We start from the raw sequence: 19,544 nt of genomic DNA on the forward strand, positions 1-19,544 counted from the left end.
TACGCCAAAGCGCTCTTGCTTTGCGCGACATTAGCCGACAGCGCTCGCCCGTGCTGCGGGGCAGCGATGAAAAGAGCCTCAACTCATATCGTAGGTCGCCTCGACACTGCAAAATCGGCCTGTCGGTTGCGTTGAATATCTACCGAGCTACCCGGCAACTTTTTTCACCAGGTCAGCCGCGATGGACCTTGCACGATCACCCGGCGCCGAGCCCACGGTCAGGACGACAAATCTCTCGTCATCGAGAAAGACGTTCATCTGGTTGATGCCCGGCACGAAAAAGGCCGCCTTGCCGAGGTTCGGTACGTCCTCGATTGCCTTGTCGCTGAACGCCCGCATCGTCGTCTCCGTCGCCTTGCGTGTCTGCGCGATCACCTCGGGCGTGTTGTCCGCGATCGGGGAGCGACGGGCCATCAGCGTCGCCGTGCTACCGCCCTTCAACCGATAGGTGCATTCCGACGTCGCGGCTTCGGCCCCGGTCGGCTGATGGACAAAGGCGAGGCTCGTTTCGGTAACCGTATCGCCGAGTGCCGCGCCAACCGCTGCCTTGTCGAGCAATTGGCATGCATCCGTCGCATCCCAGCCAGACGCCTGGGCGGCGGGCTTTTCATCCTTGCTGTCCGGTTGCGAGCCGCCGCAGGCGGCGAGCGCCAGCGTCGGAACCAGCGCAAGCATCATTCTCTTGTTCATATACCCTCCTTCAGCATCCGCCGGCACGATTGCCGGTCTTTTCGGCGCTGTAATATGCAGAAAACCGTCGCGATTCGCCGGACCTGCGGTGCGGACGATCCCCACCAGCTTTCGCCCGTCGGGCGAGAACTGGAACAGGCCGGTTTGCGGTTCGGCGCCCTCGTCGCGCATCGTCAGGCGCATCACGCGCCCGTCGATGATATTCATCGCCATAGTTGTCGTGGATGATCGGGCGGACCCAGCGCGGCGGCGTAGCTGGAGGCCCTGCTCGCGCTGCCGCACCAAGGCATCCGCACCTGCCAGCCCCCTAGAACTCCCCCGCGACGCCGACGCGCACCGCAGTGTTGTTGCTGCCCGCGTAGGAAACGCCCGCGGTGAAAGCCAAGGGGGCACCCGTATCGAAGCGATGGGCGATCGACGCGCCGACCGCCTGCTCGCCGCGGAAGGTAGCGAGGTTGAAGGTGTAGCTCGTCTTGCCCGGTTCCGAGGGCATCGGCGCTGCCGTGAGGGCCACTGCCGTAGCCGTCCCGCGTTGCGCGTCGCGGCGGTCGCGGTCGGTGATCGCGTATAGCTCGCCGATCTGCGCGCTGTGGGTCGCGGTCAGCGTTTGTAATGCGGGAATAGCCGTCGATGTTATCGTCTCGAGCGTCGCAAGGCGGCTGTTCTGGGTCGTGTTGACCGTCTGCACCGCCGAAATCTGCGTGCTCTGAGCCGTGTTGACGTCCTCGACGGTCGCGATGCGCCCGTCCTGAACCACATTCTGCGCCAGCGCGGCAGTGGCATCGGTCGCGGCCCCCGTTGCGGTGGCTTGCGCAGCCGCGGCTTCGGTCCGCGCGGTGTCGGCTGTCGACTGCGCCGTCGCCGCATTGGCAAGCGCGGTGTTAGCGGTGCCCTGCGCGGCGGCTACCTCGGTTCGCGCCATATTCGCGGTCGTCTGTGCAGCGGCTGCATCGGTCCGCGCCATATTCGCGGTCGTCTGCGCAGTGGCGGCCTCGGTTCGCGCGGTGTCGGCTGTCGACTGCGCCGTCGCCGCATTGGCAAGCGCGGTGTTAGCAGTGCCCTGCGCAGCGGCGGCCTCGGTTCGCGCCGTATTCGCGGTCGTCTGCGCAGCGGCTGCATTCGCCACCGCGGCATTCGCCGTGGCCTGTGCAGCGGTCGCGCCTCCGGTGGCGGCCCCCGCAGCCGCGAGCGCCGAATTGGCCGTCACCTGCGCAGCGTCAGCCTTCGCCTCCACGACATCGAGCTGTGCCTTGTTGACCGCATCGGTCGCTTGCGTCCCCGCCGCGACATTGACGATCTGGCGTTCGTCGCCCGCGCGGCCGACCGAGACGCTGGACGCGCGATCGGCCATCGAGCCTTGGCCGAGCGCAACGCTATTATCGGCGCTGGCGGTCGTAAATTCTCCCAATGCTGTCGAGGACGCGCCGAGGGCGTTGACGTTCTCCCCCAATGCCGTCGTGTTGCTGTTGGCGGCCGTCGCATTGGCGCCGACGGCGGTCGCCGCGATAGCGCCCGGAGCATTTCCGGCAATCGCGCCGCGACCGATCGCAACAGAATCTTCCGCGAGCGCAAAGGCGCCGCTGCCGACGGCAGTGGTGCCCAGGGCATCCGCGTGCGCGCCATTGCCGAGCGCGGTCGATTCGGCGCTCGCGAAAGCAGTGGAGCCTGATCCGATAGCGACGTTACCGTCATTGGAACGGGCAAAATTGCCGATCGCCACGCCGCTCGCCATCGCGGACGAGTCCTTGCCAAGCGCGACGGCGCCGTTACCCGTAGCAGTGTTGTCCTGACCGATGGCGACGGCCCCATCGCCCGTCGCGACATTCGGATCGCCGATCGCCACCGCGCCGTTGCCATCGGCGGTATTGGCAAGCCCGATCGAAACGGCGGCGCCATTTTGTGCGACGGCGCCCTTGCCGATGGCGACGGCATCGGCGCCGCTTGCGGTCGGCGTGCTGCCGCCGGCGCTGTTGACGGCCACATAGGCATTGCCATTCGCCGCGGTCAGCGCCGCATTCGCCGTCGAAAGGGCATTCGACGCCACAGACGAGACGGCGTCGAGCTGGGCCTTGTTGACAGCGTCGCTCGCTTCGGTGCCGGCTGCCACATTGATGACCTGTCGCTGGATATTCGATCCCACCGAGCTGCCGACCGAAACGACATTGTCGCGCGCCACGACATTTCCGAAGACGATGATGTCGCTGTTCGATCCGTCGCCCAGCGCAACGCTGTTGCCGGATGCGCGGGCTCCCTGCCCGAGCGCCACCGCGCCGAGGCCGTCGCTATAGCTGTTACGCCCGATGGCCACGCCGCCATCGCGGTCCACCGTGGCCTGATAGCCAAGCACCACCGCCCCGGCCGATCGATTGAAATTCGGGTTCATCCCGGCCTGCGCTCCGTTGCCGATGACGACATTGAAGTCGCCATTGGCAATCGTGGTTCGGCTGGTCAGTTCCGCAATCGGACCACCGATCGCGATGCTGTCGTTCCCATTGGCCGTCGTGACGACGCCGATCGCGACGGAACTCGCGCCCTGTGCCCTGGCCTGGTTGCCGACGGCTGTCGAGCCGCCGTGACCGGGCAAGCCGTCGCCTGCCTCTGCGAGATAACCGACTGCGGTCGCATATCCGCCAATCGCCTTTGAGTTCGATCCGCAGCTTGTGGATCCTTCCCCGGCCACGGTGCCGGTCGGATTGCCATCGGTATCGACACACTGAACCTGGGTGGGGTCGGCGTGCGCGGCAGTGGGCATCAGCGTCGCGGCGGCCAGCGCCGGGATGGCGGTGGCGATCAGCAGGCTATATTTACGCATCTTGTCTTCCCTTTTTGGTCGGGCGAAGGCCATCGGCCCCCACGGTGGATGTCTCGACCCGGTGGATGCCTGTCCCGACACCTCTTTCCCGTGCTTGCGGCCGCCAAGTCGCTGCCGCGCTTGCCTTCGGCGATCATTTCGGGAGGAGCCCGCTTGACGCGGCGCTCTGCCCCGGTGACTGCCTCGCAATGCGGTTAGCGCAGATCGGAACAGCCCCGCCCCACATGAGCATGTGGGTGAGCACCCACATATCCATGTGGGTTTACTGCGTGGGCTCGGAGGTTATCATCCGCGGAAGTTGGAAGAACCGGAGACGGCAATGGTGATCCGCGTCGCAATTATCGAAGATGATCCGATACTGGCGGCACGCTTCGCCGACGCAATCAACGCCGCGACAGGCATGATGGTCGTCAACACGGCGAACAGCGTCGTCAGCGGCAGCGGGCTCGTCGATGCCGGCGGCTATGACGTGCTCTTGTGCGACCTCGGCCTTCCCGACGGCGACGGCACCACGCTGATCGCCAAGGAAGCCGCCAAAGGGCGAGAAACCGACATATTGGTCATCACCCAGTTTGCCGATCAGCAAAAAGTGCTCGACAGTATTCGCGCCGGCGCGCGGGGTTATCTTCTCAAGGACCAGCGCATCGAATCCTGCGTCGAGGCGATTATGGAGATCCGGCGCGGCGGTTCGCCCATATCGCCGGTAATCGCGCGCCGCATCATGGAGCAAATGGTCGAGGACAGATCCCCCTCACTGCCCCCGCCCATTTCGCCATTGTCCGAAAGGGAAACAGAGGTTCTGCAATTGCTGGCCCGCGGCTTTTCCTATGCCGAATGCGGGGACATCCTGCACGTTTCGCTCAACACAATTGGTTTCCACGTCAAGAACATCTATCGAAAACTCGAAGTCAACAGCAGGGCGGAGGCGTTGTTTGAAGCCGGGAGCCAGGGCCTTATCACGCGCAATTAGAGCGCTCTTGCTGCTTCTGCTGTTGATCGCCGGTCCCACTCCCGCGTCAGCCGAAGCCTTGCTCAACGGCTTTGCCCACGAAGGCAGCGGCGTGCTGCGCTTTACCGACGCGGACTATGTTCGAACCGACAGCGCCCGGATACCGGCCGGCGGATGGGAACGCGGGCCCGCGCGCCGGGGCTTTGGGTTCGAGAATATGGGCGCTACCTCTGCCACCAAGACACTCTGGCTGCGGCTTCGCTTCGATCGCCGACGCCTCCCCGCCGGCCCCGTCGCGCTCTATACCGAGAATAATTATGAACGGATCGAGGTGCTGCTGAACGGGCAGGAAATCTTCCGCAATTTCACCGAAGGCGATGTCCGCGCACTCGGCTGGTATCGCCCCGAGATCGTTCGCCTGCCCCAATCACTGCTGGTCGGCGGCACCAACGAGCTGCTGGTCAAGATCGAAAGCAATTACGACCTCGTCAGCGGCGATTATTACCTTGGCTCGGCCGCCGTCCTCGATGCGCGGCACGAGCGGATGCATTTCTGGCGCATCACGGGGGTGCAGGCCGCCAATCTGGCGATGATCGTGCTTGCCGCCGCCGCGCTCTGGTTCTGGCTGCTTCGCCGCGGCGAAACCGAGCTGCTGCTCCTCGCGATCCTCGGCCTGATGTGGTTCGCACGCGACTATAATTTCACCGCGGTACGCGCGCCCTTCGACATCGTCGCTTTCAAGACGATGACCTATTACGCCGTCTATCCCGCCATGTCGGCCAGCCTTGCCTTTTGCCTCGTCTATGTTCGCCTGCCGAGGTGGAAACTCCACGGCGCAATCTTGCTGACGGCCGGCATGCTCCTGTGCCTGATCCGGTTCGTGACGGTCGAGTGGGGTTGGACCGGACCTTTCGGAACCGACTCGATCGGGAATTTGCTGGCCGTAGCCTGCGTCGCCTACACCGCCGTCCTGCTGGTCGCCCATGGGTGGCGGAGCCGCGACGCAGGCGCCGCGCTGATCACCCTGTGCCTCGCGGCGATCATCGCCGGCACGGTGCATGATATCGGCAGGCAATGGGACAGCCGCATTTGGGACGGCCTCGGGTTTTTCCTGCAACCCTATATCGGCAGTCTGTTCTGCCTCGTCCTGCTGCTTTCGTTCGGACGACGGGCCAATCTCGCGTTCGGGAGGCTCGAAGGCGTCAATGCCGAACTGGAAGCGAGGGTCGAGGATGCCCGCCTTGCTCTCGAAGAGCGCGAGAAGGAGGTCCGCGACCTTGAAGTGGCGCGAGCCCTCGAAACCGAACGCGGCCGCATCATGCGGGAAATGCACGATGGGATCGGCTCGAACCTCGTCGCCGCGCTGACCGTGGCCGAGCGCCGGAATCATCCGCCCGAATCGATCGCGACACTGAAACGGGCGCTGTCAGATCTCAAGCTGACGGTGGATTCGCTGGAACCGCTCGCGGGCGATGTGGTGGCACTCCTTGGAAATTTTCGCCATCGGGCCGAACCCGATCTGGTCGAAGCCGGCATCAAGCTCCAATGGAAAGTCGATCGATGCGAAAGGATCGAATGGCTCGACGCGACGAACTCCTTGCATCTGCTTCGTCTGTTCCAGGAAGCGCTTGCCAATGTGATGATGCATTCAAGGGCGACCAAGATCGAACTGGCATGTATCGAGACGCAACGCGACGGCGCACCGGGCGTAGCGATCACCATGGCGGATAATGGCGCAGGCTTCGACGCGGATCGCGCCATGGCCGGCGGCCAAGGGATCAACGGAATGCGCAGCAGAGCCGAAGCCATCGGGGGTGCGTTTGCCTTGTCCTCACGCCGCGGCGAAGGGGCCATTATCTCTGTGTGGCTTCCCTACGCCCGAAAGACTGAGGGGCTATAGCCCTGTCTTGCTAGCCCTCATCATCTGACCGGGCAGGAGCTGGCTTTGGACCAGGGTTCGCCACGCTCCAAGCGCTACATCGCATTGGCCGTTCGTCGACGGGCGGCTTGGCATTTCGGCCCTCCGCATCAACTGGTCAGCAGTTTAAGACCCGAAAAGAGCAGCACGGCGGCGAGCGCGGGGCGCAACAGATGGTCGGCCGCCCGGCTGGACAACAGGCTGCCGACGATCACTCCCGGGATCGAGCCGATCAGCAGACTGATGAGGAGCACCGGATCGACATCGCCGTAAAGCCAGTGTCCCGATCCTGCGACCAGCGCCAGCGGGACGGCGTGCACGATGTCGGTACCGACAATCCGCGACACCGGCAGGTTCGGATAGAGTATCAGCAAGGCGGTGACCCCGATCGCCCCCGCGCCGACCGAAGAAATCGAAACGGCAACCCCGATGAAGGCCCCGAGCAGCACGGTCGGAAGCAAAGCGCGCGGGTCGTGGCGGCTGCCGCCCCGCCGCGCGAGCCGCACCAGATGTTTCTGGAAAAGCGCCGCAAAGGCGGTCAAAATCAGCATGCAGCCGAGAAAGACGATGATCACATGTTCGGCCTTCGCGCCGATTTCTCCCAAGCCCTGCAACGCGACCACCGACAAGAGCGCGGCCGGGATCGACCCGGCGGCCAAGCGGCGGAAAATGCGCCAGTCGACGGTATCGCGCCAGCCGTGGACCGTGCTTCCTACGGTCTTGGTCACCGCAGCGAACAGCAGATCGGTCCCGACCGCCGTCTTGGCGTTGACGCCGAACATGAGGACCAGCAGCGGCGTCATCAGCGACCCGCCGCCAACACCGGTCAGCCCGACCATGACGCCGACGAACAGGCCGGCGGTGATATGCATGATGTCGAGATGACCGAGCATAGTCTGGAACAACCAAATCCTCCTGGCTCGCCCCATGCTGGCAGCGGCCGCTCTGCCCTGTCAAACGGCGATCGACCAAATGCCGGCGGGCACGCCGACGCGCCCGCCGGCACGCGCCTTACGGACGTTCGATCACCACGGTTACCGCCCGGCGGTTCTTTGCATAGGCGGCCTCGTCCGATCCCGCGGCGGCCGGGCGCTCCTTGCCATAGCTGATGACATCGACACGGCCGGGATCGATCCCGAGCGTCGCGAGATAGTTTTTCGCCGAGTTCGCGCGCCGCTCGCCGAGCGCGATGTTATAATCGCGCGTTCCACGCTCGTCGGCATGCCCCTCCAGCGTCACGCGGACACCGGGATTGCGCGCCAGCCAGGCGGCCTGACTTTGAAGAATGGCCATATCCTCGGCATCGACGTTGAACTGGTCGAAGCCGAAGAAGATGCGATCCGACGACACGTTCGCGACAAAATCCTGTTGCGATCCGGGAATAACGCGATCGCTCTCTTCCGGTCCGCAGCAGGTCGGCGGCGGCGGCAGATCCTTGGGCGCCTTCTTGGCGCAGCCACCGACCGCGAGCATCGCGGCCATCGCACTCATCAAAACAAGCTTCTTCGTCATATTTCCCCCCTCGTGTTGAGGAACCCACCCCTGGTCGGTTCCGTAAAAATCATATTGGTCAGGAGCGCGCCCGCGCGAGCGTCTCGGCCCGCGCATCGATCGCGGCGAGCCCGCTGTCACCGACCAGCGCATAGGACATGTCGCCGCGGCGCCAATAGGCGACCGAATGCTCGCCTTCGCGAACCGCATCGGGCTGTTCGGGCGCGCTTTCTCGCCCGCGCTTCGCAAAGAGCGACAGATGATCGCCCTCGCCGGTCTTGAGCGCCATGACCAGCGCCGGCCCGCGTTCCGTAGGGAATAGTTGCACGTCGGTGACCTTCCAGTCGGCCGGCACCTTAGGCACCGAAATTTTGGTCGCCCGCCGGATCTCGCGTGCGTCGAACTTCGGCGCTTCGAGTTGCGAAGCCATGTCGGCACGCATTCCGGAGACCATATGCGATGTCAGCGCATCGTCGACGTAACCGGGCGGCCCCTGGAATATCACCAGCAAGGCGGCGGCGATTCCCGAGGCCGACAGGCCCGCGGCGGGTGTCCAACGCCGCCAGCGGGCGCCGGCTGCGTTGGGCGAACGATCCTCAAGCCCCGCGACCAGTTCGCGAGGCAAGGGCTCGCGGTCGCGCGCAAGCAGTTGCAACGCGCTCCGCATCCCCAGATCCCCCATCACGCGCGCGGCGAGTTCGGGGTGCTGGCGCAGATAGTCTTCGACGGCAAAGCGTCCCTCGGTATCGAGCTGCCCGTCGACATAAGCGTCGATTTCCTGCTCACTCGGTGCGGCTGCCATCCCGTCCTCCCACGATACGCAGCGCCGGTTCGGCTCGCTGCTCGTCCTGTCGCCTGAGTGCCGCGCGCGCGCGCGCTATTCGCGACATGATCGTCCCCACCGGTACACCCAGCACGTCCGCGCATTCCTGATAGCTCAGCCCCTCGATCGCCGTCAGGTGAAGCACGGCGCGGTGATGCTCGGGCAGCGCGGCAAAGCTCCGCGCAATCTCGCCGAGCCGCGCATGATGTTCCTGCGACGCGTCCGAATGCGCAACCTGCGTCTCTGCGAAGCGGTCGTTCCTCCGCGCTTCGGCCGCCTCGCGCCGGGTTCCCGAAATGAAGACATTGTGGACGATCGCCAGCAGCCAGCGCCGCCGGTCGCGTCCCTCCTGATAGGTCGCCTGTCGCTCGATCGCGCGAACCAGGGCATCCTGCACCACGTCGTCGGCATCGTCGCGATCGCGGGTCAGCGACCGGGCGTAACGGCGCATCGCCACCACATCGTCGGCAAAGCCGCTGGATTTTCCCCAACGGATCTTCATGCCGCGCATTGTCGGGCCGGCGCCGGATATTGCAAGGCCGCATCGCGCCCAGCCAGCCGCTCATAGACGCCGACGACGTCGGCAAGGATCGTATCCCAGCGATAGTGATCGGCCGCGGCGGCCGCGGCTTTGCCGAGCAGATGCCGACGCGCGGGCTGGCCGATCAGCGACGCGGCGGCGGCAGCATAGGCGCCGGGATCGCGCGGCGGCACGAGCAGACCGGTGCGGCCGTGATCGATAAGCGCCGACGCGCTGTCGACATCGGCCGAGACGATCGCGAGCCCCGATGCCATTGCTTCCAGATTGACGTTCCCAAACGCCTCGGTGACGCTGGGATTGATCAATATGTCGGCGCTGGCGACGGCCTCGCCGAGCGCCGCCCCGTCGAGGAAGCCGAGAAAGGTCACGTTCGGAAGCCGCCGCGCGAGCCAGTCGCGCGCAGGTCCCTCACCGATCACGACCGGGCGGACCATATGGCCGCGCTCGCGCAGCGCCGCGATCGTCTCGGCAAAGACGCCGAGTCCCTTTTCGAGGACGAGCCGGCCGAAGAAGAGCAGGACCATATCGTCCGGAGCATAGCCGAGGTGACGCCGGAAGGACGCGCTGCGCCGCGCTGGTCCGAACAACGCCCGGTCGATCCCGCGCGACCAGATCGACACCCTGTCCAGTCCGAACCGGGCGGCGAGTTCATCGCGGATCGGCGGTGTGGGCGCGAGAATATGATCGGCATCGCCATAGAAGCGCGCGAGATAGCGGTCGACAGGACCGCGCAGCAGGCCGAGGCGATAATAGTCGAGATAGGTTTCGAAGCGCGTGTGAAGGCTGGCGACCACGGGAATGCCGGCGGCGCGCGCATAGTTTTGCGCTTGGCGGCCGAGAATGTCGGGCGCCGACAGATGAACGATATCGGGGGCAAATGCCTCCATATCCTCACGCGCCGCTTTGGTGAAACCCAATGCGAGCCGGTATTCGGGGCGCCCCGGAATGCCTGCCGAGCGCACGGGAACGATATCGCCGACCGAAGCGAACGCCTTTTGCGGCGCGACCGGCGAATAGATACGCACCTCGGCCCCCGCTTCATCGAGCAGATAGGCGACGAGGCGATTGAGCGCGCGGTTCGCACCATCGCGCACGCAATCATAGTTCCCGGAGAACAGCGCGACGCGCAGCGGCCGCAACGCGGCCGAACGATATCCGGGGGCAAGAGAAGAAACGGCAGGGAAAGTCTTCGTCATGCGGGGCTTACGCCCGCCGCGCGGTCTCTATTCCATCGGCTTTCGATCCACATTCTTGCGCCGCAACGCGAACGGCACGACGCCGTCGCCGAGTACCCCGCGCGCTCATTGTGATCACCGGGAGCGAGCTCTCCCCTGCAGCAATATCCTCATTGAGAGCATTCTCGGCCCGGGATGCACAGCAACCTCCCGGTTTCACGCAGCGGTGGACGAGACAGGAATGCCAGGGAAGTCGAGGCAAGGAAGAAGTCCGCTCGCACTATACATTCAATCTTTTTATATCTTTTGTATAAATCGATGATATGTATATCGCGTTGCGCAGATCGCCAATCGATCGCGGTGGAGAAGGACCGGGCAAGATGAGCTTGAGCAGGCGCGAGGTGCTGAAAGGCGCCAGCCACGTGTCGCTGGCGGCCGTCGCGTCGCCGGCACTCCTCACCGCGACGGAGTCTGCCTCCGCCGCACCGGTTACACCGATCGCCCTGCCCGACCGCGCCAACTACCGGTTCCGGGGGATACACCTCAACGCCGCCTATACCCATCCGACAGGAATCCGGACCACCGAAGCCTCGCGGCGCTACATCGACGCGCGCATGACCGATCCCGGGCGAAACTGGCCAGCCGCCAATGCGCGCAACGATGCGGTTGCTCTGTTCGCCAGGCTCATCAACGCCGACGCCGGCGAGATCGCGGTCGTGCCGAGCACGCTCGAAGGCGAGAATCTCGTCGCGTCGGCCCTCGGCCTCGGCCCGGACCGCGGCGTCGTCACCGACTCGCTCCATTATGACGCTTCGCTCGCCTTTTACGGCGAAATGGCCAAGCGCGGGATGCCGCTCAAGACACTCGCGCCGCGGGATCATGCCATCGATTACGACGAACTCGAACGGGCGATCACGCCGCAGACGGCGCTTGTCGCCATTTCGCATGTCTCGAGCTGGACCGGCCACCAGCACGACCTCAAGCGCATCTGCGACATTGCGCATGCCAAGGGCGCGCTCGTCTATGCCGATGTCATCCAGTCGGCGGGCGGCATCCCGCTCGATGTCAGGGAAAGCGGCGTCGATTTCTGCTGCGCCGGCATGTACAAATGGCTCCAGGGGGAGTTCGGCGCCGCCTTTCTCTATGTCCGGGCCGACCGGCTCGCCGCGCTCAAGCGCGTCCAGCTCGGCTGGCGCGGCCTGAAGTCCTATCAGCCGCATTTCATGCCGGGCGATCCGCCGGGTCCGCCCGAAGGCACCTGGGAACTCGGCAGCGATACCGCGAGCATCTTCGAGGTGAGCACTGCCAACTGGTCGGGCCTCGCGACAACCGCCGGGGCGCTGCAATATATCCATGACATCGGCATCGACGCGATCGCGCGGCATCGCGAGCCGATGCTGGAACGCCTTCAGGATGCCCTGCCCCGCGCCGGCTGGGCATCGTGGACACCGCGCGACCATCAGGGCCCGGCGCTGGTCTTCGCCAAGCCCGGCGCCCGCGCGCTGTATCGCGACGCGCTCGACAAGGCCGAAATCTATACCACCCTTTACCCCAACCGGATCCGGATTTCGCCGTCGGTGCACAACAGCATGGACGACATCGAACGGCTGATCGCCATCCTCTCCCGCCCTGCATGAAACCGGACCATCCAGAATGAAGGATTTGATATGCGCCGACTCCCTCTGACCATTGCGGCAGCCCTACTGATGGCGGCGACCGTCTCACCGGCGGCGCTCGCCCGGCAAGCCGGGGATATCGAGGCGATCGGCCGTGACTTTCGCGATAACGCCAAAGGATATGACCTCCTCAAGGAACTGACGACGACGGTCGGGCACAGGATGACCGGGACGCCGAACGGCCGGGCGGGCGAAGAGTTCGTCTTTCGCAAGCTCAAGGAATTCGGTTTCGACGACGTCGAATATCAGGAATTTCCGATCACCGAATGGCAGCGCGGCAGCCTGACATTCAAGGCGGGCGGCAAGGAAATTCGCGCCGCGGCGCTCGGCTATTCGCCGGCGCACAGCGACCTTGCCGGCGAACTTGTCGATGTCGGCAACGGCGTGCCCGCCGACTATGCGGCCCGCCCCGATGCGGTGAAGGGCAAGATCGCGCTGATCTATATCGGCACCCTCCCCGGCAGCCCCGAAAATACGCAGCGCCTGCACCGCATCCAGAAGGCGGCGCTCGCGATCGAACATGGTGCCGCCGGCATCGTGTTCATCAATAGCGCAGAGGGCGACATGCTGGTCACCGGCGGCGCCAATCTGGCCCCCGAAGTGCGCTCGGCGGTGCCGGCGATCGCGATCGGCCGTGAAACCGGCATGGCGCTGAAAACACAGGTCGCGGCGGGTCGCACCGAGGCCGAGATCAGGATGGAGAATATCGTCCGCCCCTCGTCGACGCGCAACATCGTCGCGACGATCAGGGGACGCGCGTTGCCCGAAGAAGTCATCGTCCTCGGCGGCCATCTCGACTCCTGGGATCTCGCGACCGGGGCGCTCGACAACGGCAGCGGCAGCATGTGGGTGCTCGACGTCGCGCGCGGCCTGAAGGCCCGCGGCTGGCGCCCGAAGCGGACGGTGCAGTTCGTCTTCTTCATGGGCGAGGAAGAGGGGCTGCTCGGCTCGCTTCATTTCGTCGACGCCGCGAGGAAAGACGGATCGCTGGCGCGCATCAAATATATGATCAACACCGACATGGCGATCGACCCGCGATCCTTCGCGGTCTGGGGCGTCGATCCCGACCTCGATTTCTTCGGCGCGCTATCCAAAAAAGTCGCCACGGTTTTCCCGACCTTCACCGGAGCGAACACCGGCTTCACCGGCGGTGTCAAACATTCCGATTCGCAGCCTTTCTTCGAGGCCGGAGTCCCCGTAACCTATCCCAAGGGCGACTGGACACCCAGACAGATGGCCTGCATCCACACCGAATGCGACACGATCGACCTCGTCGATCCCGACCAGATGAAACAGGCGGCCGGCGTCGGCGCCATGCTGATCGCGGCGCTGGCCGATGCGCCGCGCCTGCCCGCCCGGACGATGACCGCGGCCGAAGTCGATCGCTGGCTCGCCGATGCCGGTCTCCATCGCGGGCTGGGCTTCTGACCATGGCAAAATGGCCGGGCCGCGTGGCCCGACCGGCTTTGCCTAGCGACGCCTCAGCGCTTGCCGATAATTTCCAGCGCCGCGCGTTCGGCGGCGCGCTGCGGATCGACGGCATCGCGGGCCGCCAGGTCCAATATCCGCCGGACCCGCCCCGGTATCTCGCCGAGCTTGGCGAGCACCTTGTCGTGCGGCCAGCCGGTGAGCTGCGAGGTGGTATGGGTCACGCCGCCCGCGTTGACGACAAAATCGGGAAGATAGAGAATGCCCCGGCGCTGAAGCGCCGTGCCATCCGCCGGCGTCGCGAGCTGGTTGTTGGCGCCGCCGCAGACCAGCGCGACCTTCAGGCGATCGATGGTCGCCGCATTCAGCGTCGCCCCCAGTGCGCAGGGCGCGTAGACATCGGCATCGACGTCATAGATTTGCCCGGGATCGACGACTTGCGCGCCGGTGCGCGCGGCAAGCGCGCCCGCGCGGGCCGGATCGACATCGGCAAGCGTGAGCACCGCCCCTTCCGCCGCGAGCATGTCGCAAAGCTGGCCGCCGACGCCGCCGAGTCCCTGAACGGTCACGCGCACCCCGCCAAGATCTTCGGAGCCGCGGACTTCCGCCAGACCCGCCTTCATCGCGAGGAACACCCCGCGCGCCGTGAACGGACCGGGATCGGCGGCCGCCTCGTTCCCGTCGGCCGGCAGTCCGCAGACATGCGCCGTCCGGCGGGCGATGGTGGCGACGTCGCCGGGCGATATGCCGACATCTTCGGCGAGATTGTAGCGCCCGCCGAGCTTTTCCACCGCAACGCCGAACGCCTCGAGCAATTCGGGCGTCTTGGTCCGGTCCTTCCCGGCCATGATCACCGACTTGCCGCCGCCGAAAGGCAGGCCGGCCAGCGCATTCTTGTAGGTCATGCCGCGCGAGAGCCGCAGGGCATCGACAATGGCATCCTGCGGGCGGTCATAGGTCCAGAAGCGTGCACCGCCGTGCGCCGGACCCAGCGTCGTGTCGTGAATGGCGATGATCGCGCAAAGCCCCGCTTGCGCATCGCGGGCGACCACCACCGCTTCATGGTCGTCATAGTCGGGAAGATCGAACATTGCCTGCCTCACAATCCAGTGGACGCCCCACGGCATCGCATCGGACAATCTTACCGTGAACGGCGCGAAACTTTCTTTCTACCTTGCTCAACCTGGCGAATTTAATAGATGATTGTTCTTCATTTTGATGGAAATCGGGAATGAATCATTCTCTGCAACCTTGGGCGACGACGGCGATCGACGGGCTCGACGCCCTCGACCGAAAGATCGTCGCCGAATTGATCCGCGACGGACGGCTTCCCAACGCCGAACTGGCCCGCCGCGTCGGACTTTCGCCCTCGCCGTGCTGGAAACGCGTCCGCGCGCTCGAAGAGCGGGGCATCATCGCAGGCTATACGATCAGGCTCGGCTTCGAGACGCTCGGCCTCAGGCTCTGCATGCTGGTGCAGGTGACGCTCGAAAAACATGCGAGCGACGCGATGGACGGTTTCGCCGCAGCCGTCGCCGCGATGCCCGAAGTCGTCGAAGCCTCGATGGTTGCGGGCGATTTCGACTTTCTTCTGAAAGTCCGCACCGCCGATACGCACAGTTACGAACGGTTCCTGCGTGAACGGTTGCACCGGGTGCCCGGCGTCCGTCAGGTTCGTTCGATCCTCGTTCTGGGCGGATAACGTCAGGCGAAACGCAGCTCGATTTCGCCGAGCGGCCCGAAATCGCCGCGGACATGGTCGCCCGGCGCCACGGCAATGGGCACGACGCATGTTCCCGTCGTGACGACCTGGCCCACGCGGAGCGGAATCCCGAGGCTCGACAGCTGGTTCGCAAGCCAGGCGAGGGCGACGCGCGGATCGCCGAGTACGTTGGCGCCATTGCCCTCATGGACCGCGGTGCCGTTCACGACGCCGCTGACCGGGTGGCGCGACAGGTCGATGGCGCGCCAGTCGGCGGTGGTCGCCTCGCCCGGCAGAAACAGGTTCGCGCAGGCATTGTCGGCGACGAGCTGCGGCGCGCCGGCAAGTTCGAATTGGGTGAGACGCGTGTCGGGCACTTCGATCGCCGGGTGAAGCGTACCGACCCGTTCCAGTATTTCCCCGACCGAATAAGGCTGCGCCCGCGGTTCGACGCTGCTCGCCATGCGAAAGGCGAATTCGAGTTCGGCGACCCGCATCAGATTGGAACCCAGAACGCAGTCCTCGCCTTTTTTGAGGACACGCTCGGGCAGAATGCGCCCGGCGAGCGGCCCGGCGACGCGGATATGCGCCTGTCCGGCGAGGCTGGTCGCGGCAATTTTCCAGCCGAAAAGCGGCCCGTCGCTGCGCGCTTCGAGCAAGGCCTGGATCGCATAGCCTTCCGCTTCGTCGGCGGGACGCAGGTCGGCGGGCAATTGATCGATGCGCTTTCCGTCGGTCCAGAGGCCGAACAGGAGGGCGGAGACGGTTTCGGCTTTGCTCGTCACGTTCGATTCCATTTTGCAGCGATGGTGGCAGGGTCGTCAGGGAATGAGGACGATCCCGCCGGGGCTTTGGCGGCTTTCGAGAATTTCGTGCGCCCGGGCCGCCGCCTCGAACGGCAGAACCATCGGGGTGATCGGCTTCATATATCCCTTGCCGAGCGCCTCGAAGACATCGCGCGCCATCGCCGCGAGGCTGGCCGCATCGCGCAGATAATGAAAAACGATGGGCCGTGAGAGCGACAGCGATCGCGTCGCAAGCGCACCAAGCGCAACCGGTTCGACCGGCCCCGACGCCTGACCATAGTTGACGAGATGGCCGCAGAAGGCGAGCGAGGCCATGCTCGCGGCGAAGGTGTCGGCCCCGACAGCGTCGTAAACCACATCCGCGCCCCGCCCCGCCGTGATGTCGAACACCCGCGCCGCCACATCCTCTTCGCGGTAGAGGACGACATGCGCGGCGCCCGCTTCGCGCGCAATCGCAGCCTTTTCCACGCTGCCGACCGTGCCGACGACGGTCGCCCCCAGATGGCTCGCCCACCGGCAGAGCAATTGCCCCATGCCGCCCGCCGCCGCATGGACCAATATCTTATCGCCGGCACGCAGGGCATGGACCTGACGGAGCAGGACGTGCGCGGTCAGCGACTTCATCAGCGTTGCGGCCGCTTCGACGTCGCTCATCAGCCCGCCCGGAATGCGGACCGCGCGATCAGCGGGCAGGTTGCGACATTCGGCATAGCCGCCATAGGCCGGCGCGACATAGCCGACGCGATCGCCGACGCGGAAGTCCGTAACGTCGGGCGCAACATCCTCGACATAGCCCACCGCCTCGATCCCCGGGATGCCGGGAAGCGGGAGCGTCTTGTAGAGGCCGCTGCGGACATAGACATCGTGATAATTGACGCCGATCGCCGTCTGGCGGAGGCGGATTTCGCCCGCCGCTAGCGGCGGGACTTGCATCGACGCGATCCGCAGCCGCTCGGCGCCGCCATATTCGGAAAGCAGGATAACGCGGTTCGACGACGGGCTCATTGGGAGATCAGCGCGCAGCGGCCTTGCGCGGCTTTTTTTCCTGCTGCGCCTGACCGGCGGCAATCCGCGCCGCAGCGGCCGAACGCCCGCTCGCTGGCGCGGGACGCTCGCCTTCCCCATCGCTTTCGCTGCGATTGACTGCTGCCAGAAGATTATAGACGCTGGCGCGGCTGATCTTCATAGCCCGGGAAACATGCTTGACGGCGTTGCGTGCCTGGAACAGCCCGTCCTGATCGATCGCGCCGATCAGCTCGACCCTTTCCTGCCGCGTCAAATTGTCGATCGGCTTGTTCATCTTGATCGAAAAGTCGCGCACGAGATAGTCGACCCGGGCCTGGAGATCGGTCTTGTACAGCGGATCGGGCCGCTTCAGTTCGGGCGATGCAAAGGCCTGCATCACCGCAATCGCATTGTCGATCACGCTGACGTCGAGGTTGGTGCAAAGAAAGCCGATCAATTCGCCGTCGGGGCCGCGCAGCCCCGCCGTGATCGATTTGGTCCGGCCGAGCGAGGGTAGCGCCTTTTCATAGGGTCCGAGGATCGACTCATTTTCCGGGAAAAGATCCTTTGCGCCCGCCAGATGGGAAAGGTCGCCCGCCTGCCGGTCGGTAAAGCTGTTCCAGATGCGAACGATGCGCCCTGTCCGGAGGTCGTGGAGCACGACCTCGGCGTGCGGATGCAGCAGCGCGGCGATCGCCTCACCCACCGAGAAATAGGCACTGAACGGGTCGATCGCCGTCGCCGCTACCGCCTTGGCTCTTGTTTTCGCTGCCATTCGATCCTGCTCCGCCATTCCCGTCGGGTCTTGCCTAGACTTGGCACCAGACGCCACGGGATAGACTTTTTGTCAACCTGCGAGCGTTGCGGCCGCCTCACCGGTCTCGTGCGAAACAAACCGGTTGAGGGGGCCGATGCCGGCGCGCAACAGCACCGCGCCAAGCAGCGCCCCGCCCCCCGCGACGAGCGCGATCGAGGATGCGACGCCTGCGGGCCCCTGAAACAGATGATCGTTGAGAAGGCCGATCGCGACGGCCGCCCCGCCCATCCCGATCAGCGAGAGTATGAAGAGGAACACCGCCGAGATGCGCGAGCGCATCGAGGCCGGAGCGACACGCTGGATCAAGGCTGCCGAGGGCGGCATCGCCCAGGATGCAAAGAACATCGCGACGGCGAGCGCGGCAAGACAGGGGCCGAGGTCGCCGAGAAAGGGCAGCGCCGCGACCGGCACCAGCGCGCCGATTGCGCCCCAGACCCCGATACGCAGCGGCCCGTCGTCATGGCCGGCGCGGGCGCGCCGGTCGAGGAGAATACCCGACAGGAGAACCCCGCCGCCGTTGGCCACCACCGCAATGAGGCCGAGCGCGAACCCCGTATCCTGCGGACTGAGGCCATGAACGCGCATCAGATAGGCGGGCGACCACGAAAGCAGGCCGAAAAGGCAGAGCGACGACAGCGCATAACCCGCTATGTGCGGCCCGAAAATCGCCTTGTGGCGGCGCAGGAAGACCAGCACCTCGCTCCAGTCCGGCAGCGCTTCGGCCGGCTGCTCCCCTCCGCGCCGCGGATCCTTCACGGTCAGGCCGATAACCGCCGCCAGAAACAGACCCGGCAATCCTGCCGCGATCAACACGAGCTGCCACGGCTGGAGGGTCACGCCGGCGAAATGTTGCGGCCCGGCAGCCGTCAGCGCGGCGATCGCCGCCCCGCCGACAATGAACGCAAAGCCGGCGCCCAGAAACGAGCCGAGCGAGAAGAGCCCGAGCGGCCGTCCCCGTTCGGCGGGCGGGAAGAGGTCGGCGATCAGCGAATAGGTCGCGGGCGATAGCGTCGCCTCGCCCGCCCCCACGCCCATTCGCGCGAGCAACATGGTGCCAAAGCTGCGCGCGAAGCCGCAAAGGCAGGTCGCGACGCTCCAGACGGCAATCCCGCACGCGATGATCGCGGGGCGCGATTTGCGGTCGGCCAGCCCCGAGATCGGAATACCGACGAGCGCATAAAAGAGGCTGAAAGCAAGTCCCTGAAGAAGGCCGAACCCGGTATCCGATATCCCGAGATCGTGCTTGATCGGTTCGACGAGCAGCGAAATGACCTGCCGGTCGGTATAGGACAGCAGGAAAGCCAGCATGCAGAGGAAAACCACATACCAGGCGTGACGCCGCTCCGCTTGCCCTCTCTCATCCTGCATCGAAACCGCCTCGCCAATTTTGACATTTAATCCATATAGTCATTATGACATAAATTCCTGGAAGTCGACCATTCAATTCGGGCGGCGGTCGGCACCATTTTCTCGCGATACGCCAGAAGCGGCCACATTCCCCGACAAAGGATTTTCGAGCCGGCAGACGCGCCGATGCCTGACTCGGCGGCACCAATATAGATACTATGGACAATATAGACGTTTTGTCAGATAAGATGGCCAAGGGAGTGTGGACTCGATGACAAGCAGCATAGCAGCGTGCGACCGGAGGCCGGTCAGCCCCGTCCTTGCACCGGACATCGGGCTCGGCCAGCCTTGTCCTTGCCGGACC

17 protein-coding genes are annotated in these 19,544 nt (G+C 65.1%); 5 read left to right on the forward strand and 12 right to left on the reverse strand.

The window, feature by feature from the left end; translation table 11 throughout:
- Positions 1-147: 147 nt before the first annotated feature.
- Both V6U71_RS16000 and V6U71_RS16005 read right to left on the reverse strand, forming a co-directional pair.
- Complete coding sequence (locus V6U71_RS16000; protein WP_411339375.1) at positions 148-903, reverse strand: hypothetical protein; 756 nt, start codon at positions 901-903, stop codon at positions 148-150.
- Between the two features lie 94 nt (positions 904-997).
- A complete protein-coding gene (locus V6U71_RS16005; RefSeq protein WP_411339376.1) occupies positions 998-3,502 on the reverse strand; it encodes a YadA-like family protein in 2,505 nt (834 codons plus the stop codon).
- Positions 3,503-3,821: 319 nt separating this feature from the next.
- Between V6U71_RS16005 and V6U71_RS16010 the strand changes: the two genes are divergently transcribed.
- Entirely contained in the window at positions 3,822-4,472 is a 651-nt protein-coding gene (locus tag V6U71_RS16010; RefSeq protein WP_411339377.1) for a response regulator transcription factor, read from the forward strand.
- 1,621 nt (positions 4,473-6,093) lie between these two features.
- Positions 6,094-6,351 (forward strand): hypothetical protein, encoded by a 258-nt coding sequence (locus tag V6U71_RS16015; RefSeq protein ID WP_411342365.1) that lies wholly within the window; start codon positions 6,094-6,096, stop codon positions 6,349-6,351.
- 128 nt (positions 6,352-6,479) lie between these two features.
- Here the strand turns inward: V6U71_RS16015 and V6U71_RS16020 are convergent, their stop codons facing one another.
- The 5 genes from V6U71_RS16020 to V6U71_RS16040 form a co-directional block, all read right to left on the reverse strand.
- A complete protein-coding gene (locus V6U71_RS16020) occupies positions 6,480-7,262 on the reverse strand; it encodes a sulfite exporter TauE/SafE family protein (RefSeq protein ID WP_411342366.1) in 783 nt (260 codons plus the stop codon).
- Between the two features lie 118 nt (positions 7,263-7,380).
- Entirely contained in the window at positions 7,381-7,881 is a 501-nt protein-coding gene (gene pal / locus V6U71_RS16025) for a peptidoglycan-associated lipoprotein Pal (protein WP_411339378.1), read from the reverse strand.
- A gap of 58 nt (positions 7,882-7,939) precedes the next feature.
- Positions 7,940-8,662, reverse strand: a complete 723-nt coding sequence (locus tag V6U71_RS16030) for an anti-sigma factor family protein (RefSeq protein WP_411339379.1) — start codon at positions 8,660-8,662, stop codon at positions 7,940-7,942.
- Positions 8,643-9,185 carry a sigma-70 family RNA polymerase sigma factor gene (locus V6U71_RS16035; protein WP_411339380.1) on the reverse strand — a complete coding sequence of 181 codons (543 nt, stop codon included), beginning with the start codon at positions 9,183-9,185 and terminating at the stop codon, positions 8,643-8,645. Before V6U71_RS16035 ends, V6U71_RS16030 begins: the two co-directional genes overlap by 20 nt.
- A complete protein-coding gene (locus V6U71_RS16040) occupies positions 9,182-10,420 on the reverse strand; it encodes a glycosyltransferase family 4 protein (RefSeq protein WP_411339381.1) in 1,239 nt (412 codons plus the stop codon). The genes V6U71_RS16035 and V6U71_RS16040 overlap by 4 nt, the downstream gene beginning before the upstream one ends.
- 359 nt (positions 10,421-10,779) lie before the next feature.
- On the opposite strand from V6U71_RS16040, the gene V6U71_RS16045 reads away from it, so the two are divergent.
- Both V6U71_RS16045 and V6U71_RS16050 read left to right on the forward strand, forming a co-directional pair.
- Entirely contained in the window at positions 10,780-12,036 is a 1,257-nt protein-coding gene (locus tag V6U71_RS16045) for an aminotransferase class V-fold PLP-dependent enzyme (RefSeq protein ID WP_411339382.1), read from the forward strand.
- Between the two features lie 30 nt (positions 12,037-12,066).
- Positions 12,067-13,503, forward strand: coding sequence for a M20/M25/M40 family metallo-hydrolase (locus V6U71_RS16050; RefSeq protein WP_411339383.1), 1,437 nt, complete (start codon positions 12,067-12,069; stop codon positions 13,501-13,503).
- Between the two features lie 53 nt (positions 13,504-13,556).
- Here the strand turns inward: V6U71_RS16050 and V6U71_RS16055 are convergent, their stop codons facing one another.
- Entirely contained in the window at positions 13,557-14,594 is a 1,038-nt protein-coding gene (locus tag V6U71_RS16055) for a Glu/Leu/Phe/Val dehydrogenase dimerization domain-containing protein (RefSeq protein WP_411339384.1), read from the reverse strand.
- 140 nt (positions 14,595-14,734) lie between these two features.
- Here V6U71_RS16055 and V6U71_RS16060 point away from each other — a divergent pair, with 140 nt between their 5' ends.
- On the forward strand, positions 14,735-15,205 hold the full coding sequence (locus V6U71_RS16060; RefSeq protein ID WP_411339385.1) for an Lrp/AsnC family transcriptional regulator: 471 nt from the start codon (positions 14,735-14,737) through the stop codon (positions 15,203-15,205).
- Positions 15,206-15,207: 2 nt separating this feature from the next.
- Here V6U71_RS16060 and V6U71_RS16065 read toward each other — a convergent pair whose 3' ends face one another.
- Genes V6U71_RS16065 through V6U71_RS16080 form a run of 4 tightly spaced genes read right to left on the reverse strand, consistent with a single transcriptional unit; the run spans position 15,208 to position 19,201 of the window.
- Complete coding sequence (locus tag V6U71_RS16065) at positions 15,208-15,990, reverse strand: 2-keto-4-pentenoate hydratase (protein ID WP_411339386.1); 783 nt, start codon at positions 15,988-15,990, stop codon at positions 15,208-15,210.
- Between the two features lie 36 nt (positions 15,991-16,026).
- The gene (locus V6U71_RS16070) at positions 16,027-17,016 is read right to left on the reverse strand and encodes a quinone oxidoreductase family protein (RefSeq protein WP_411339387.1); all 990 of its coding nucleotides are present in this window, start codon (positions 17,014-17,016) and stop codon (positions 16,027-16,029) included.
- 7 nt (positions 17,017-17,023) lie between these two features.
- Positions 17,024-17,848, reverse strand: coding sequence for a helix-turn-helix transcriptional regulator (locus tag V6U71_RS16075; protein WP_411339388.1), 825 nt, complete (start codon positions 17,846-17,848; stop codon positions 17,024-17,026).
- Positions 17,849-17,863: 15 nt separating this feature from the next.
- Positions 17,864-19,201: a spinster family MFS transporter gene (locus tag V6U71_RS16080; protein ID WP_411339389.1), complete on the reverse strand. Its 1,338-nt coding sequence runs from the start codon at positions 19,199-19,201 to the stop codon at positions 17,864-17,866.
- Positions 19,202-19,544: the final 343 nt, after the last annotated feature.

Origin of the sequence: Sphingopyxis sp. J-6, assembly GCF_046603995.1 — a bacterium.
Taxonomy (GTDB): Bacteria; Pseudomonadota; Alphaproteobacteria; order Sphingomonadales; family Sphingomonadaceae; genus Sphingopyxis.

Bases quoted from the DNA above. Each gene is read 5' to 3' on its own strand.
- V6U71_RS16000 (WP_411339375.1), bottom strand. From the start codon at position 903: ATGGCGATGAATATCATCGACGGGCGCGTGATGCGCCTGACGATGCGC.
- V6U71_RS16005 (WP_411339376.1), bottom strand. From the start codon at position 3,502: ATGCGTAAATATAGCCTGCTGATCGCCACCGCCATCCCGGCGCTGGCC.
- V6U71_RS16010 (WP_411339377.1), top strand. From the start codon at position 3,822: ATGGTGATCCGCGTCGCAATTATCGAAGATGATCCGATACTGGCGGCA.
- V6U71_RS16015 (WP_411342365.1), top strand. From the start codon at position 6,094: ATGCATTCAAGGGCGACCAAGATCGAACTGGCATGTATCGAGACGCAA.
- V6U71_RS16020 (WP_411342366.1), bottom strand. From the start codon at position 7,262: ATGCTCGGTCATCTCGACATCATGCATATCACCGCCGGCCTGTTCGTC.
- pal (WP_411339378.1), bottom strand. From the start codon at position 7,881: ATGACGAAGAAGCTTGTTTTGATGAGTGCGATGGCCGCGATGCTCGCG.
- V6U71_RS16030 (WP_411339379.1), bottom strand. From the start codon at position 8,662: ATGGCAGCCGCACCGAGTGAGCAGGAAATCGACGCTTATGTCGACGGG.
- V6U71_RS16035 (WP_411339380.1), bottom strand. From the start codon at position 9,185: ATGAAGATCCGTTGGGGAAAATCCAGCGGCTTTGCCGACGATGTGGTG.
- V6U71_RS16040 (WP_411339381.1), bottom strand. From the start codon at position 10,420: ATGACGAAGACTTTCCCTGCCGTTTCTTCTCTTGCCCCCGGATATCGT.
- V6U71_RS16045 (WP_411339382.1), top strand. From the start codon at position 10,780: ATGAGCTTGAGCAGGCGCGAGGTGCTGAAAGGCGCCAGCCACGTGTCG.
- V6U71_RS16050 (WP_411339383.1), top strand. From the start codon at position 12,067: ATGCGCCGACTCCCTCTGACCATTGCGGCAGCCCTACTGATGGCGGCG.
- V6U71_RS16055 (WP_411339384.1), bottom strand. From the start codon at position 14,594: ATGTTCGATCTTCCCGACTATGACGACCATGAAGCGGTGGTGGTCGCC.
- V6U71_RS16060 (WP_411339385.1), top strand. From the start codon at position 14,735: ATGAATCATTCTCTGCAACCTTGGGCGACGACGGCGATCGACGGGCTC.
- V6U71_RS16070 (WP_411339387.1), bottom strand. From the start codon at position 17,016: ATGAGCCCGTCGTCGAACCGCGTTATCCTGCTTTCCGAATATGGCGGC.
- V6U71_RS16080 (WP_411339389.1), bottom strand. From the start codon at position 19,201: ATGCAGGATGAGAGAGGGCAAGCGGAGCGGCGTCACGCCTGGTATGTG.